This is a genomic window from Pseudogemmobacter humi (assembly GCF_900609055.1).
GTDB classification, from domain to species: Bacteria; Pseudomonadota; Alphaproteobacteria; order Rhodobacterales; family Rhodobacteraceae; genus Pseudogemmobacter; species Pseudogemmobacter humi.
This window is the reverse complement of the sequence record NZ_UXAW01000033.1, coordinates 1-14,664: the sequence shown is the minus strand read 5'-3', so window position 1 is coordinate 14,664 and position 14,664 is coordinate 1. Positions and strand designations below refer to the sequence as shown.

The 14,664-nt window shown below is 66.7% G+C and carries 15 protein-coding genes; 11 read left to right on the top strand and 4 right to left on the bottom strand.

Features of this window, described 5'->3' with window-relative positions; all coding sequences use genetic code 11:
• Window positions 1–250: 250 nt before the first annotated feature.
• Window positions 251–1,405: a replication initiation protein gene (locus XINFAN_RS01795; RefSeq protein WP_124084782.1), complete on the top strand. Its 1,155-nt coding sequence runs from the start codon at window positions 251–253 to the stop codon at window positions 1,403–1,405.
• A gap of 11 nt (window positions 1,406–1,416) precedes the next feature.
• Window positions 1,417–2,448 carry a GlxA family transcriptional regulator gene (locus XINFAN_RS01790; protein WP_124084781.1) on the top strand — a complete coding sequence of 344 codons (1,032 nt, stop codon included), beginning with the start codon at window positions 1,417–1,419 and terminating at the stop codon, window positions 2,446–2,448.
• Here XINFAN_RS01790 and XINFAN_RS01785 read toward each other — a convergent pair.
• The 3 genes from XINFAN_RS01785 to XINFAN_RS01775 are packed head-to-tail and all read right to left on the bottom strand — an operon-like array spanning window position 2,427 to window position 5,393.
• On the bottom strand, window positions 2,427–3,200 hold the full coding sequence (locus tag XINFAN_RS01785) for a YdcF family protein (protein WP_160144515.1): 774 nt from the start codon (window positions 3,198–3,200) through the stop codon (window positions 2,427–2,429). The two genes, XINFAN_RS01790 and XINFAN_RS01785, sit on opposite strands and share 22 nt — an antisense overlap.
• Before the next feature lie 37 nt (window positions 3,201–3,237).
• The gene (locus XINFAN_RS01780) at window positions 3,238–4,416 is read right to left on the bottom strand and encodes an ABC transporter substrate-binding protein (protein ID WP_124084779.1); all 1,179 of its coding nucleotides are present in this window, start codon (window positions 4,414–4,416) and stop codon (window positions 3,238–3,240) included.
• Window positions 4,416–5,393, bottom strand: a complete 978-nt coding sequence (locus tag XINFAN_RS01775; RefSeq protein ID WP_160144514.1) for a GntR family transcriptional regulator — start codon at window positions 5,391–5,393, stop codon at window positions 4,416–4,418. Before XINFAN_RS01775 ends, XINFAN_RS01780 begins: the two co-directional genes overlap by 1 nt.
• Before the next feature lie 228 nt (window positions 5,394–5,621).
• Between XINFAN_RS01775 and XINFAN_RS01770 the strand changes: the two genes are divergently transcribed.
• Genes XINFAN_RS01770 through XINFAN_RS01740 form a run of 7 tightly spaced genes read left to right on the top strand, consistent with a single transcriptional unit; the run spans window position 5,622 to window position 11,956 of the window.
• Window positions 5,622–6,917, top strand: coding sequence for an ABC transporter substrate-binding protein (locus XINFAN_RS01770; protein ID WP_124084777.1), 1,296 nt, complete (start codon window positions 5,622–5,624; stop codon window positions 6,915–6,917).
• Between the two features lie 54 nt (window positions 6,918–6,971).
• The gene (locus XINFAN_RS01765; protein WP_124084776.1) at window positions 6,972–7,844 is read left to right on the top strand and encodes an ABC transporter permease; all 873 of its coding nucleotides are present in this window, start codon (window positions 6,972–6,974) and stop codon (window positions 7,842–7,844) included.
• A gap of 9 nt (window positions 7,845–7,853) precedes the next feature.
• The gene (locus XINFAN_RS01760) at window positions 7,854–8,690 is read left to right on the top strand and encodes an ABC transporter permease (protein ID WP_124084775.1); all 837 of its coding nucleotides are present in this window, start codon (window positions 7,854–7,856) and stop codon (window positions 8,688–8,690) included.
• A gap of 4 nt (window positions 8,691–8,694) precedes the next feature.
• Complete coding sequence (locus tag XINFAN_RS01755) at window positions 8,695–9,807, top strand: ABC transporter ATP-binding protein (RefSeq protein ID WP_124084774.1); 1,113 nt, start codon at window positions 8,695–8,697, stop codon at window positions 9,805–9,807.
• Window positions 9,808–9,836: 29 nt separating this feature from the next.
• Complete coding sequence (locus XINFAN_RS01750; RefSeq protein ID WP_124084773.1) at window positions 9,837–10,739, top strand: polysaccharide deacetylase family protein; 903 nt, start codon at window positions 9,837–9,839, stop codon at window positions 10,737–10,739.
• 4 nt (window positions 10,740–10,743) lie between these two features.
• Window positions 10,744–11,034, top strand: coding sequence for a hypothetical protein (locus XINFAN_RS01745; protein WP_124084772.1), 291 nt, complete (start codon window positions 10,744–10,746; stop codon window positions 11,032–11,034).
• Window positions 11,027–11,956, top strand: a complete 930-nt coding sequence (locus tag XINFAN_RS01740; RefSeq protein WP_124084771.1) for a CobW family GTP-binding protein — start codon at window positions 11,027–11,029, stop codon at window positions 11,954–11,956. The genes XINFAN_RS01745 and XINFAN_RS01740 overlap by 8 nt, the downstream gene beginning before the upstream one ends.
• Here the strand turns inward: XINFAN_RS01740 and hydA are convergent, their stop codons facing one another.
• Entirely contained in the window at window positions 11,957–13,390 is a 1,434-nt protein-coding gene (hydA, locus tag XINFAN_RS01735) for a dihydropyrimidinase (RefSeq protein ID WP_124084770.1), read from the bottom strand.
• Between the two features lie 234 nt (window positions 13,391–13,624).
• On the opposite strand from hydA, the gene XINFAN_RS01730 reads away from it, so the two are divergent.
• Both XINFAN_RS01730 and XINFAN_RS01725 read left to right on the top strand, forming a co-directional pair.
• Window positions 13,625–14,161, top strand: coding sequence for a cysteine hydrolase family protein (locus XINFAN_RS01730; protein ID WP_124084769.1), 537 nt, complete (start codon window positions 13,625–13,627; stop codon window positions 14,159–14,161).
• 1 nt (window position 14,162) lies between these two features.
• The coding region (locus tag XINFAN_RS01725; protein ID WP_199286340.1) for a phosphorylase family protein at window positions 14,163–14,664 on the top strand (502 nt) is incomplete at its 3' end.

Sequence of the window (14,664 nt, the reverse complement as noted above, 5' to 3'; positions counted from 1 at the left end):
ATCGCGAAGGTCCTCTGATTCCCTGAATATTCAGGAAGAACGGCGCTGTTTCGGGATCTTTCTTCTTTTTGAAATTCTTTTACGTCGAAATAATTAATATTACTCAATGTCTTAGCAAAACCCATGCTTCCACTCCCGGGCGCAAAGGTTGCCGTTTACAGGAGCGCCAAAGGTTCCCGCAGTCTTATTGCAATCGGATACCTTTTGCCGGATGATCCGCATGCCCGGATTCGGGACGGGGCGCGCGTGTATGGACAGTCAGATCGGGGATATCCCGCGCGAGCGGCTGACCGCCCCCCTGCGGCGGGGCGCGGTGAAGAAACCTGTCGCGGCGATCCATGTCTCGGGCAAGCTGACGCTCTTGCAGCGCAAGCTGTCGAACGTGCTGCTGCTGAACGCCTATGACACGCTGACCTCGCAGCCGCGCCACCAGATCGACGCGCGCACGCTCTGCCTGATGATTGGCTATAATTCCAACGATATGGAGACGCTGAAAGCGTCTCTGCGCGGGCTGGCTGAGGCGGTCGCGGAATGGGACATGCCAGATGCCGGGGGCCAGAAGGAATGGGGGGTCTCGGCGCTGCTGGCTTATGCGCGGCTGAAGGGGGGCGTCTGCGAATATGCCTATTCGCCCGCGCTGGCCGAGAAGTTGCACGACCCCAGGGTCTTTGCGCTGATCAATCTGAACATCCAGCGGCGGTTTACCTCTGGCCATGCGCTGGCGCTTTATGAGAATTGCTATCGTTTCGTGCGCAGGGGCTCGACCGGCTGGTGGACGCCGGATCTGTTCCGGCGGCTGATGGGGGTGGCCGACAGCCCCTATTACGACGAGTTCAAACATCTGAACGCGCGGATCATCAAACCGGCGGTGGCCGGGGTGAACAAGACCTCGAACATCGTCGTCACGCCGGAACTGCGCAAGATGGGCCGGGTGGTGACGGAAATCCGCTTCCGCATCGCGGAAAATCCGCAGCTTTCGATCCTGGATCCGGACGATGGCGAGGGGCACCGCAATACCGAGGTCTATGCAAGGCTGCGGGCGCTTGGGGTTTCCGACCGGCTGGCGCGGCAGTGGATTGCAGAGCACGGCGAGCCGCATCTGCGCCATAAGCTGGATTACGTGGCGGAGGAGGGCGGGGAATCGGAGCCGGGGGTTTCGCCGCGAGACCCTAAGGCGCCGTTGTCGCCGCGCGCGCAGAGGCTGGAGCGGATCCAGGCCCTGGCCGCGGCCCGCACGCCGACGCAGCGCGACGCCGACCGGCGGATGTTCCTTGCGCGGCTGTCGGGGCCGCGGCATGACGATTTCGAGCGGCACGGATGGATGTCGGCCTTGAACGCCGAAGCGATTGCCGCTTTCTGGGAGGAAGTCTCGCCCGGCGCATTCGACGGGACCGAGGGATTGTGAGGGGGTGGGGGATGGAGCGGAAATTCGTCGCGCGCGGCGTGGCGCATCTGGATGTGGCGCATAAGGGCGATCCGGTCTCGGTCTCTTTCGTGCTGATGCCACAGTTCACCATGCTGGCCTTCACCTCGGCGATGGAGCCCCTGCGGGTGGCGAACCAGCTTTCGGGCAAGACGCTGTTCGAATGGTCGGTGTTCTCGGGCGACGGCGAGCCGGTGACGGCCTCGAACGGGATGCGGATGATGGTGGACGGGGCGCTGCCCTCCGAGGCGCCCTCGGGCTTCGTGCTGATCTGCGGCGGGGTCGAGCCCGAGATGAACAGCAGCCGGCGGCTGGCCGACTGGGTGCGGGTGCAGTGGCGGCGCGGGCGCACGGTGGGCAGCCTGTGCACCGGCGCCTATGCGCTGGCGCGGGCCGGGATCCTGAAGGACCGCCAGTTCACCCTGCATTGGGAAAACATCCCCGGCTTTCGCGAACTCTGGCCCGAGCTGGAGCCGGTGCGGCGGGTCTATTGCATCGACAACCGGGTGATCACCTGCGCGGGCGGGGTGGCGGCGGCGGAACTGGGGCTCAAGCTGATCTCGGACCATTACGGGCCGGAACTGGCCCAGGCGGTGATGAACATGTGCCTGCTGACGCATCTGCGGCTGCCCAGCGACGATCAGATGCCGTCGCTGGCGGCGCGGCTTGGCACCCGCAACGAGCATGTGGTCAAGGCGGTGGCCTGGCTGGAGAGCCACCTGGCCGAGGATTTCCGGCTGGACGATTGCGCCGATCATGTGGGGGTGACGCCGCGCCAGGTGCAGCGGCTGTTCCGGCGCTGGCTGGGAATGACTCCGGTGCAATATCTGAACGGGCTGCGGCTGGCGCATGGCCGGATGCTGCTGTCGGAAACCAATATGAGCGTGATGGAGGTGGCGGTGGCCTGCGGCTATGTCTCGGCCTCGCATTTCGCCAAGAGCTTCCGGCGCAAATACGGGGTGGCGCCGGGGAAATACACGCATTTCCCGGGGCAGGCGGTGCCTCAGGGGGTGAAGACGGAATAGGCGATCAGGCCGATATATTCGCGCAAGGCCACGCTGGTCAGGCGCAGGTTGCGCGGGAAATCCCAGATCACGAGGCGCGAGGGATCGGCGCGGTAATCGACCGGCCAGGGGATGAGGCCGGTCCAGCCCGCGGCCTCGAAGCTGAGCAGGGCGCGCTGCATGTGGAAGGCGCTGGTCACCAGAAGCCAGGTCTCGCCCGGGGCGGGCTGCACCAGATCAAGCGTCAGGCGCGCGTTCTCGGCGGTGTTGCGCGAGGCGGTTTCCAGCACGAGGCGCGCGGGGTCGATGCCGAGATCGCGGTAAAAGCGCAGCGCCACCGGCTCGCCCTGGTTGCCGTGGCGGCTGGTCAGACTGGCATAGCCGCCGGTGAACACCAGCTTCGCCTCGGGGTAGCGCAGCGCGAGGCGAAGGCCCTCGGTGAAGCGCTCGGCACCCTCGTTGAGGCGGATCTGGGCGCCGGGCGGCACGAAGACGGTCTCTTCGGCGCCGCCGAGCACGATGATGCCGGTGACGCTGGCGGGGTCCACCGGCAGCGGCCAGCGCGATTCCAGGCTGTGGATCAGCCGGTCGCCCACCGGCAGCGCAGCGAAGCCAAGCGTCAGCGCAAGGCCGAGCGATCCGGCGATCAGCGCGAGGCGGCGGCGGTTCAGGATCAGGCCGAGAAGCGCCAGCGCCGAGGCGCCCACCAGCCAGCTGCCGGGCTGAAGCAGGCCCCAAGCCAGTTTCGAGGCGATGAAGAACAGGCTGTCCATGGCGGGGTTCTGCCCCGGATCGGGGCGGGGGGCAAGCTCAGCCCTCGATGAACTCGCGCCAGCGCCGCGCCAGGTAATTGTGTTCGGGCATGATGGTCGACCAGGCGGTGACGCGGGATTCCCGCTCCAGATAGCTGCCGCCCTCGCGCCGCTCGCCTTTGCGCACCACCACCGGCAGATCGAGGCCGGGCAGATCCTCGGTGGCCGGCTCGCCGCCATACCACCAGGCCCATTCGGCGGGGGAAAGCGTGTCGCGCAAAGGCTCGACCACCGACATGTAATAGCCCTGGCGGGCCATGATCGCACCCGGCGTGCCGTCGAGCCACCAGTTCAGATAGGCATAGGCCATGTCCAGCGCCTCGTCCTCGGCGGCGGCCGAGATGCTCATGCCGGAATGCCAGCCGCGATAACCCTCGGCCGGGGTGGCATAGGTCAGGTCATGGCCCATCCCGCGCAATGTATACCAGGCCGGCGACCAGAGTGAGCCGAGCGCGCAGCCCGCGCCCGCCATGACGCGGACCGAATCCTCGGAACTCGCCCAGAACCGCCCGAAATGGCCCGAGCGTTTCAGCCGCATCAGATGGGCGAAAAGCGCGTCGATCTCTTCGATGGACAGATCGCCCGGGTCTTCGATCTGCATCAGCCCGGCCGAGCGCGCGGCAAGCGCCAGTTCCACCACGCTGGCGGCGGGGTCCTGGGCCATCGCGCAGCGGCCATGCCAGCGGTCGTCGAGCAGCCAGGCCCAGCTTTGGGCCTCGTCCTTGCGGCGCAGGCGGGCGACCTCGGGGGTGAAGGCGAAACTGTCCATATTGTAGGTGGTGGGCAGCATGGCGATCTGCGCGGGCTGATCCGGCGACGGGGCGGGGCCGAGGGTGCGGTCGGGCCGGACGAAAAGCACATCGCCCGGCCGGGTGCCGTAGCCGCGCCCGAGATGCGAACCGGCACCTGCGATGCGGACCTGCGGCCAGCGGCGGATGCGGGCGGTGTCGATCGGGCGGATCGAGACGGCGGTCCAGAGAAGGTCGAGCGAGTGGAACCACTGATCGTAGACATCGAAACTCTCGGGCGCCATGACGCCGCGGCGCTGGCAGGCCACGCCGTCGAGCACCTCGAAGCTGATCGGGAAGGGCAGCTCAGTTTGGGCACGGCGGCGCAGCCCGGCGGTGAGGGTGGCCGAGGTGCCGATCACGCGGAGGGGGGGCGAGGGCTCTGCCATCAGTCCACCGGGGTCAGCCAGGGCATCCGGCGCGGCGGCGGCAGAAGCGAGAGCACCCGCAGCCGGGCAAGGATCAGCGGCTCGATCCGCGCCAGATGGCTGGTCAGAAGCACCCGCGCGACCTCGCCGGTGCCCGCGCGCAGATGGTGCAGGATCTGGCCGTAGTCTTGCAGCGAGGGCAGGTCGTCGATCATCGGGAAATGGTGGCGGAACATCTTCTGCACCACCAGCGAGATCTGGTTGCGCCGGATCGAGGCCAGCATCCGCGCATTGCGCAGCCCCTCGTAAAGCGTGCCGAACAGGGCGGATTCGATCCCGTCCACCTCATCGGGCCCGCAGCCGGGAAAGTCTGCGGCGGCGGCATCAATGCGGGCCGAGAGCCGGTTCAGCCAGCCGCGGTCCAGCGCCCCGGCGACATGGGCCAGCGCCTGCGGCTCCAGCAGGCGGCGCAGTTCCAGCGTCTCGCGCAGGTCGCGGGCGGTCATCTGGCCGACGATCCAGTGCGACTTGCTGTCCTTGCCGATCAGGCGGCGGTCCATCAGCCGCCAGAGCACCTCGCGCGCGACGGTGCGGCTGACGTGGTAATGGTCGCCCAGTTCCGCCTCCTGGATGCGCCAGGACCCGAAGGGCATGCAGGCGGTCACCTCGTCGCGGACGCGCTCGAAGATGCGCTCCCATGCGGCCGAGCGGTCGATGCCGTCGGGCCGCGCGGTCAGGATCTCGTGCAGGCGGCGGGTGGTCAGGTGGACCGGGGCCTCGGCCGTGCCGACGATATAGCCCTGGCCCTCGGCGGCGCGGATCAGCCCCTGATCGGCCAGCAGCGCCAGCGCCCGGCGCACCGGCGCGCGCGACACGCCAAGCTGGCCCGAGATGCGCGCCTCTTTCAGCACGGTGCCGGGCGCGATCTCCTGCGAGCCGATCCTGGCCGCCAGAAGGTCGCGAATCGAGGCGTAGATATAGGCCGGGGCAGCGGTCATGAAGCGGTCTGTTGAATACGAAAGCCCGGGGCAAGGGCTGAAACATTGGCCGGAACAGTGATTATGCTTTGTGCAAAACGATCTTTCCAGAGATAAAATGTTCATTGCATCCTGAGAACACTTTGTTAGCGTGCTTGCCAGGACGACCCTGGCTTCCGCAAGATCGGGAAAGCCCCCACCGGGCCGCGGCCCGGCACGTCGGCCCGCATAAAAACAGGGAGTAGGAAGATGACCACGACAGGGAAGAAGACCGGCGGTCTGAACCGCCGCGGCTTTCTGAAGGCTTCGGCGGCGACCGCGGGCGCGGCGGCGGGTTCGGGGATGCTGGGCGCGCCGATGATCTGGGCGCAGAACATAAAGGATGTGGAGCTGAACCAGGTCGGCCCGTCCTATTCGGTGATCGCCGATATCTGCGAACAGGCCAGCGCCGATCTGGGATTTCGCATCGTGCCGCAGACGGCGGACAGCACGCAGCTGATGGCCAAGGTGGTGAACCAGCCCGAAACCATCGACATCGCCGATCTGGAATTCTGGGCGATGCAGAAGGTCTGGCGCTCGGGACAGTTGCAGCCGGTGGAAATCGCGAAGATCGCGAAATGGGGCGAGATGACGCCGCTGATGCGCGAAGGGAAGAACTTCGACGGCAGCGATCTGTCGCGCCAGGGCACGATGCCGTTCGAGGTGATGTATACCGGCGGGCCGGGGGATACGGAATTCGCCGCCGGGGCCACCGACCACGCCACCACCATGCCCACGATCTACAATGCCGACACCGTGGGGATCCGCCCCGATCTGATCGGCCGCCCGATCGAGACCTGGGCGGAACTGTTCAACGAGGAGTTCCGCGGCCGCACGGCGCTGGTGAACATCCCGCAGATCGGCATCATGGATGCGGCGATGGCCCTGGAATCCATGGGCGAGCTGACCTATGGCGACAAGGGCAACATGAGCCGCGAAGAGATCGACCATACGATCAACCGGCTGATCGAACTGAAGAAGGCCGGGCAGTTCCGCGCCTTCTGGTCCACTTTCGACGAATCGGTGAACCTGATGGCCGGGGGCGAGGTGGTGATCCAGTCGATGTGGTCGCCCGCCGTTACCGCGGTGAAGGCGCGCGGCACCGAATGCGTCTATCAGGGCCTGAAAGAGGGCTACCGGGGCTGGGGCCTCGGGATGGGGCTGATGGGCCATCTGGAGGGGATCAAACTGGATGCCGCCTATGAATATCTGAACTGGTATCTCTCGGGCTGGCAGGGTGCCTTCATCGCGCGGCAGGGGTATTATTCCTCGGTGCCCTCGACCGCGCAGCAGCAACTGACCGCGAACGAATGGGGCTACTGGTATGAGGGCCAGGCCGCGACCGAGGATATCCTCGACCCCTACGGCGCGGTGATGGACAAGGCGGGCGCGGTGCGCGACGGCGGCTCGTTCGAGACGCGGATGGGCAATGTCGCCTGCTGGAACACGGTGATGGACGAAGAGCGCTACATGGTGCAGCGCTGGAACGAGTTCATCTCGGCCTGATCCCTGGCGCCGGCGGGGAGGCCCCCGCCGGCACCTGTTCAGAGGGGGTTCTTCATGTCGCGCTCTTCCGGCCGCACCCCGGTGCTGACGCCTTATCTCCAGGTGGCGCCGCTCGCGCTGATCATGCTGGCGATGGTGGGGATTCCCATCGTCACCGTGGTGCTTTTGAGCTTCTGGCAATCAGACGGGATCGCGATCTACCCCGAGTTCACCTGGGACAATTACCGGCTGGTCCTGACCTCGCCGGTCACGCTGACGCTGTTTCTGGCGACGCTGAAATATGCGGCGATCACGCTGGTGGCGACGGTGCTGATCGGCTTCACCTGTTCCTATTTCCTCGTGTTCCATGTGCGGAACCTGAAATGGCAGATCGGGCTGTTTCTTCTGTGCACGATCCCGTTCTGGACCTCGAACGTGATCCGCATGGTGAGCTGGATCCCGTTCCTGGGGCGCGAGGGGGTGTTCAACCAGGCGCTGATGGCGGCGGGGCTGATCGACCGGCCGCTGGATATCCTGCTGTATTCCGATTTCGCGGTGGTGCTGACCTATATCCACCTGTTCACGCTGTTCATGATCGTGCCGGTCTTCAACTCGATGGCCAAGATCAACCCCAGCCTGATCGAGGCCGCGCGCGACGCCGGGGCCAGCGGCTGGCAGATCCTGTGGACGGTGATCGTGCCCTTGTCGCGCACCGGGATCGCGCTCGGCTCGATCTTCGTGGTCACCCTGGTGATGGGCGATTTCTTCGTGGTGCGGGTGATGAGCGGCGGGCAGAGCGCCTCGGTCGTCTCGGCGATGAAGAACCAGATCGACCAGCTTTTCTACCCCGAGGCCTCGGCCATGGCGGTTTTGCTGATCGTGGTGGTGCTGATGATGGTCTCGGCCATCCTGCGCATCGTCGATATCCGCTCGGAACTGGCGAGATAGGGGGCGGCGATGACGCAGAGCACGGGAAGGCGCGGCGCGGGGTTCTGGCTGCTGGCGGCATTTTTCGCCCTGTTCGTGATCTTTCTTTACGGGCCGATGCTGGTGATCTTCATCCTCAGCTTTCAGGGTCCGACCGGTGGGCTGACCTTCCCCTTGCGCGGCGTCTCGACGCATTGGTTCGGCGATCTGTGGTCCTCGACCCGCTACGGCGACCTTGGCGGCGCGTTCCGGCGCTCGCTGATGCTGGGGGCGATGTCGCTTCTGATCACCGCGGCGGTCTGCCTGTTCGCCGGGCTGGCGTTCCGGCGCCGGTTCTGGGGGGCGGGGCCGCTGTTCTATCTGGCGATCACCAGTCTCGTCGTGCCGGGGATCCTGCTGGGCCTCGGGATCAGCCAGCTGTTCCAGCTTATGGGCTTCCGGCTGCAATGGTGGCTCTCGGGCCTCGGCGCGCATCTGAGCTGGACGCTGCCCTTTGGCCTCTTGATCATGTTCGCGGTGCTGAACCGTTTCGACGGGTCCTGGGAGGAAGCCGCGCGCGACGCCGGCGCCAGCCCCTGGCAGGTGCTGCGGCTGGTGACGGTGCCGATCCTGTTCCCGGGGCTGATCGCGGTCGCTTTGTTCGGCTTTACGCTGTCTTACGACGAGATGCCGCGGTCCCTCTTGACGGTGGGGGGCCGGAACACCCTGCCGATCGAGATTTCCAACATGACCACAAACGTCACCACCCCCGCGCTTTATGCGATCGGCACGGTGACTTCGGTGATCAGCTTCACGGTGATCGCCGCGGCTTTCGTCGCCATCGCCATCATCCAGAAACGCCGTGCCCGCGCGAAGCGAGGAGCCTGAACGCATGTCCGAGAGCCGTATCGACATTAGGGGCGTGAGCAAGCTTTACGGGCCGGTCAGGGCGGTCAACAACGTCGATCTGGTGATCGAAGGCGGGTCTTATTGCTGCATGATCGGCCCCTCGGGCTGCGGCAAGACCACGCTCTTGCGGATGATCGCCGGGCATGAGGCGCCGAGCGCGGGCACCATCCTGATCGGCGGCGAGGACGTGACCCATGCCCGGACCGGCAGCCGCGGCACGGCGCTGATGTTCCAGAACTATGCTCTGTTCCCGCATCTGTCGCTGACCGACAATGTGGCTTTCTCGTTGCGGGTGAAGGGGGTGGCGACAGCGGAACGCCGGATGCGGGCGCGCGAGATGCTCGACCGGGTGCAGCTTGGCCATCTGGCCGAGCGGCTGCCGTCGGAGCTGTCGGGGGGCCAGCAGCAGCGGGTGGCGCTGGCCCGCGCGCTGATCACCAATCCGAAGGTGCTGCTTCTGGACGAGCCCCTCTCGGCGCTGGATGAGTTCCTGCGGCTGCGAATGCGGGTGGAGCTGAAACGGCTGCAAAACGAGCTTGGGATCACCTTCATCCATGTCACCCATACCCAGCCCGAGGCGATTGCGCTCGCGGATCAGGTGGTGGTGATGGATCACGGGCTGATCGAACAGGCCGCCAGCCCCCGCGAGATCTACAACCACCCGCACAGCCCCTATGTCGCGCGGTTCATGGGCGGGCAGAACGTGCTGTCGGGCAAGGTGGAGAGCGTGGCGGGCACGGGCGCGGTGGTGGTGGCGCCCGGCGGCATGGCCTGGGATCTGCCCGAGGCGCCCGGGGTGCAGCCGGGGCAGGAGGTGCGCTTCTCGGTGCGGCGCGACCGGATCCGGGTGGTGCCCGATGAGCCGGCGCGCAACGGCGTCTCGGGCCGGGTGATCAACACCGAATACCAGGGCACTTTCGTCAAGCTCGCGCTGGAAACCGGCAGCGGCGAGGAATTCATCATCACCATGGGCGACGAGGCCTGGTTCGCCCGGCCGATCCGCGTGGGCGAGACGGTTCACGCCGCCTGGGAGCCCGGAATGAGCCATTTCCTGCAAGGCAGCAACAATTCGGTCGGAACCCCGCTGGAGGACTGAGCGGCGCGGCCGGAGCAAAGGAGGACGAGATGAGCAAGAAGATCTACTGCGCCTTCGGCACCGATATCGACTCGGTCGCCGGCTGGATCGGATCCTATGGCGGCGGCGACAGCCCCTCGGACATCCAGCGCGGCATTTTCGCAACCGAGGTCGGCGTGCCGCGCCTGTTGCGGCTGTTCAGAAAATACGACCTGCAAACCACCTTCTTCATCCCCGGCCATTCGCTGGAGACCTTCCCCGATCAGATGAGGATGATCGTCGATGCCGGGCATGAGGTCGGCGCGCATGGCTATCTGCACGAGAACCCGGTGGCGATGACGCCGCAGCAGGAAGAGGACGTGCTGGTCAAATCCATCGAACTGATCGACAGGCTGACCGGGCGGCCGCCGCGCGGCTATGTGGCGCCGTGGTGGGAGATGTCGGCCTCGACCGCCGCGCTGCTGAAGAAATACGATTTCAGCTATGACCATTCGCAGGGCTACCGCGATTTCCAGCCGTTCTATGCCCGGGTGGGCGATGAATGGAACGTCATCGACTATACCAAGCAGGCTAAGGACTGGATGCACCCGCTGAAACACGGGAAAGAGATCGACCTCGTGGATATCGCGGCGAACTGGTATGTCGACGACCTGCCGCCGATGATGTTCATGAAGAAATCGCCCAACAGCCATGGTTTCGTGAACCCGCGGCATATCGAGGAGATGTGGCGCGACCAGTTCGACTGGGTCTATCGCGAGATGGATTATGCGGTCTTCGCCTTCACCATCCACCCCGATGTGGCGGGGCGGCCGCAGGTGCTTTTGATGCTGGAGCGGCTGATCGAACATATCAACGGCCATGAAGGCGTCGAATGGGCGACCTTCGAGCAGATCACCGACGATTTCCGCAAGCGCTACCCGTTCGAGGGGGCCGCGCGCCCCGAGGTGATCTAGGCCGATGTGCTCCGCCTGCGGCTTCCCCGCGCGCCCTGGCCACTGGACCGATGCCGGGGGCGCGACCCCCGGCGAAAGGTTGCGGCTGCGGCTGATCCGGCTGGCGGCGGTCAACCGGCTGCTGGCCGCTTACGGGCTGAGCGCGCATGACGACGGGGTGACGCCCGGCTTGCAGCTTTTCGCCCCCGGCGGCGCGCGGGAACTGGTGCCGGATCTCGATGCGCTCTGGGCGGCGGCGGCGCGGATGGCGGGCGCGCCGGTCGATCCCCTGTCGGCGCGGGCGCTCGATGGCTGAGGGGCGGCTCGGCCTCGTGATCCTCGGCGGGTTTCTCGGCGCAGGGAAGAGCACCTGGCTGCGCCATCAGCTGCATGAGGGGCGCTTCGCGCGCCACCATATCCTGGTGAACGAGGCCGCCGGAACGCCGGTGGACAATCTTCTCCTGGGTGGTGCCGCGCGGCTGACGGTGCTGGCGGGCGGCTGCGCCTGTTGCGAGGGGCTGCCGGCGCTGATCGCGGCCCTTCGCGACATTTGCGATGCCGCCAGCGGGCGCGAGGCGGGCCAGATCGACGGGGTGGTGCTGGAGACCAGCGGCCTTGCCGATCCCGGCGCCATCGCGGCGGCTTTGGCGGCGGATCAGGTGCTGGCGCGGCGTCTGCGTGTCACTGAGGTGCTGGTGCTGGCCGATGCGTTGCACAGCGCGGCGCAGCTTGCGGCCGAGCCCTTGGCCCGCGCCCAGGCCGAGGCCGCCGACCGGCTGATCGTCACCAAACCCGCCGGACTGCCCGCGGCAGAGCTCGCGCGGCTGGTGGCGACGCTGCACCGGCTGAACCCGGGGGCCGGGATCGAAGGGGCGGAGCAGGGGGTGCCGGTGGCGCTGCCTGCGCCGGGGGCGCCTTACGATCTGCCCGCGCTGACCGGGGCCGCGCCGATCCGGCCGCATCGGCTGCGGGTCGGGGCCGAGGGGGGCTGGGTCGCGCTGTCGGTCTGGCTCTCGGCGCTGCTGTCGGCGCGCGGCGAGGATGTGGTGCGCGTCAAAGGCGTGGTCCGCAGCCCGGCCGGGCGGCTCTTGCTGCAATCGGTGCGCCGGGTGGTGCAACCGCCCGAGATCCTGCCCGAGGGTGAAGGCCCGACCCCCGAGGAAGGCGTGATCGTCCTGATCGGCCGCAACATCGACGAGGAACTTCTGGCCCGGTCCTGGGCGCGGTTCGGGGCGTGATCAGTCGAGCGCCGCGCCGCCGTGCCGCCCCGCCATCGGCGACAGCGCGCGCGGCAGGAAGCGGCCCTTGTCCTTCCGCCCCAGAATCTCGCCGCCCCGCATCACCAGCTCGCCGCGCAGGAGGGTGGCCTCGGGCCAGCCGGTGACCTGGAACCCCTCCCAGGGCGTGTAATCGGAGCCGTGGTGCATAAGGTCCTGGCTGATCGTCACCCGGCGCTCGGGATCCCACAGCACGATATCGGCGTCGTAACCGGGGGCGAGCGAGCCCTTGTTCGTCAGCCCGTAGATCCGCGCGTGATTGGTCGATGTCAGCGCGACGAATTCATTCGGCGTGATGCGGCCTTTGACGACGCCCTCTGACCACAGGATCGGCATCCGCACCTCGACCCCCGGAATGCCGTTCGGCACCCAGCGGAACGAGGTGCGCGCCTTCGGGTTCTTCTTTCCGAGTTCACCCTCGAAAAAGAACGGGCAATGATCCGACGAGAACACCTGGAACACGCCGGTCTGGATGCCGTTCCAGATCGCCTCCCAGCTTTCGCGGTCGCGCGGCGGCGGCGAGCAGACGTATTTGCCGCCGGTTTCGTCCATGTTCAGACCCTTCAGGTCTTCGGCGGTCAGCGAGACATATTGGGTGCAGGTCTCGCCCATGATCTTCAGCCCGCGGGCGCGCGCCCAGCGGATCTGCTCCATCGCCTCGCCGCCCGAGACATGGACGATCATGATCGGCACGCCGGTCAGTTCGGAATGGCTGATGGCGCGATGCGCGGCCTCTCGCTCGACCGATTGCGGGCGGGACACCGCGTGGAAATAGGGCGCGAGTCTGCCGGCCTTCTCCAGCTTTTCGGTCATGAAGCGGATGGCGTCGTAGCCCTCGCAATGCACCATGACGAGGGCGCCGCATTCCCCGGCGGCGTCGAACACTTCCAGGAGTTCGCGGTCGTTCAGCACCAGGTCGTCATAGGTCATGAACACCTTGAGCGAGCTGTAGCCGCCCGCCACCAGCGCGGGCAGTTCCTGGCCGAGGACCGCCGGAGTCGGATCGGTCAGGATCATGTGGAAACCGTAGTCGCAATAGGACTGGCCGTCGGCTTCCTTGTGATAGTCCTCGACCGCCTTGCGCAGCGAGGTGCCGCGCGATTGCAGCGCGAAGGGCAGCACCGTGGTGTTGCCGCCGGCAATGGCCGAGCGGGTGCCGGATTCGAACCCGTCCGCCATGGCGGGGCCGCCGAAGGCGGGTTGCGCCAGGTGGACATGGCTGTCGATCCCGCCGGGCATGACCAGAAGGCCGGTGGCGTCGATCTCTTCGCGGCCCTTTGCCAGGCCGGTGCCGATGGCGGCGATCTTGCCGTCTTTCACGCCCAGATCGGCGCGCGAGGTATCGGCGACGGTGACGATGGTGCCGCCCCGGATCACCAGATCGAAATCCTGCATCGTCTCCTCCCCGCCGTTTGGCGGAAGGCTAGACCATCGCAGGCCACGGGTCCATCTTTTGCCCGGTTTGAAAATCTTTGCCATCGGGCGCAATATGCCAGCAGGGGGCGCAGGCCTCGCCGATACAAGCGATATGCCCCTCATCTGATCCACCGCGGGGCGGGGGCACATTCGGGGCGGTGGACGGCAGAGCCGGGATCGGGTTCAACTGCGGCAGCGGAACAGGGGGTGTGAATGCGCAACGACTGGCTGTTTCTGATCGACCTGCAACCCGTGTTCTCGGACCCGTCCAGCCCCTGGGCCACGCCGGGGATGGACGGGCTTTACCGCCGGTTGCGGCCCCTGGCAGAGCGGTTCGGCGAGCGGGTGCTGTTCTCGCGGTTCGTGCCGCCCGCGGATCCGGCGGGAAGCTGGGCGCCCTATTACCGCGACTGGCCCTTCGCGCTGGACGCCGATCCCTCGATCTGGGAACTGGATGCCGACTGGCGCGGCGGGCGCGAGGTTGCGACGCATATGTTCAGCAAATGGACGCCCGAGGCGCGGGCGATCCTGTCGGGCGCGGGTGAGATCGTGGTGGGCGGCGTGACCACCGATTGCTGCGTGCTGAACACGGTGATGGCGGCGATGGACGGCGGCGCGCATGTGCGGCTTCTGTCGGACGGCTGCGCGGCGGGGACGCCAGAGATCCACGAACAGGCCCTGGCGCTGATGGCTTTGCGCGCGCCGCAGATCCGGGTCTCCACCATCGCCGATGTGATGGACGGGGGCTGAGATGGAGATCCCACAGGTCGATTTCGCGCTGATCGGCGGCAGCGCCAACTGGGGCATTGCCTTCCCCGAGGATCTGGACGCGCCGGGGGTGCGGGTTGTCGCGCGCGATCTGAGTTTCGCCACGCCTTACGGCGACAGCCCGGAATGGAAGCTGCTGGAATTCGACGGCGCGGTGACGGTAGACGGGCGCGCACGCCGCGCGCTTTACGTGTTTTCGCATGGCTGGGGGGTGGAGGCGATCGACCACCGGGCGCATCAGAAGGTGTTCTGGCTGCTGCGCGAGGCCGGGGTGCGGCGGATCGTCTCCAGCTCGACCTCGGGCTCGCTGAACCGGGCGGTGTTGGCGGGGGATCTGGTGATCGCCGCCGACATCCTGGAACTGACGCAGACGCAATATTCGCTGCTGCCGGGGCGGGTGCGCTACGATTGTTCGGGAAAGGCGCTGATCTGCCCCGAATGCTCTGCGGTGGTCGAAAGGCTGGGGCGGGAGATCTGGCCGGGGC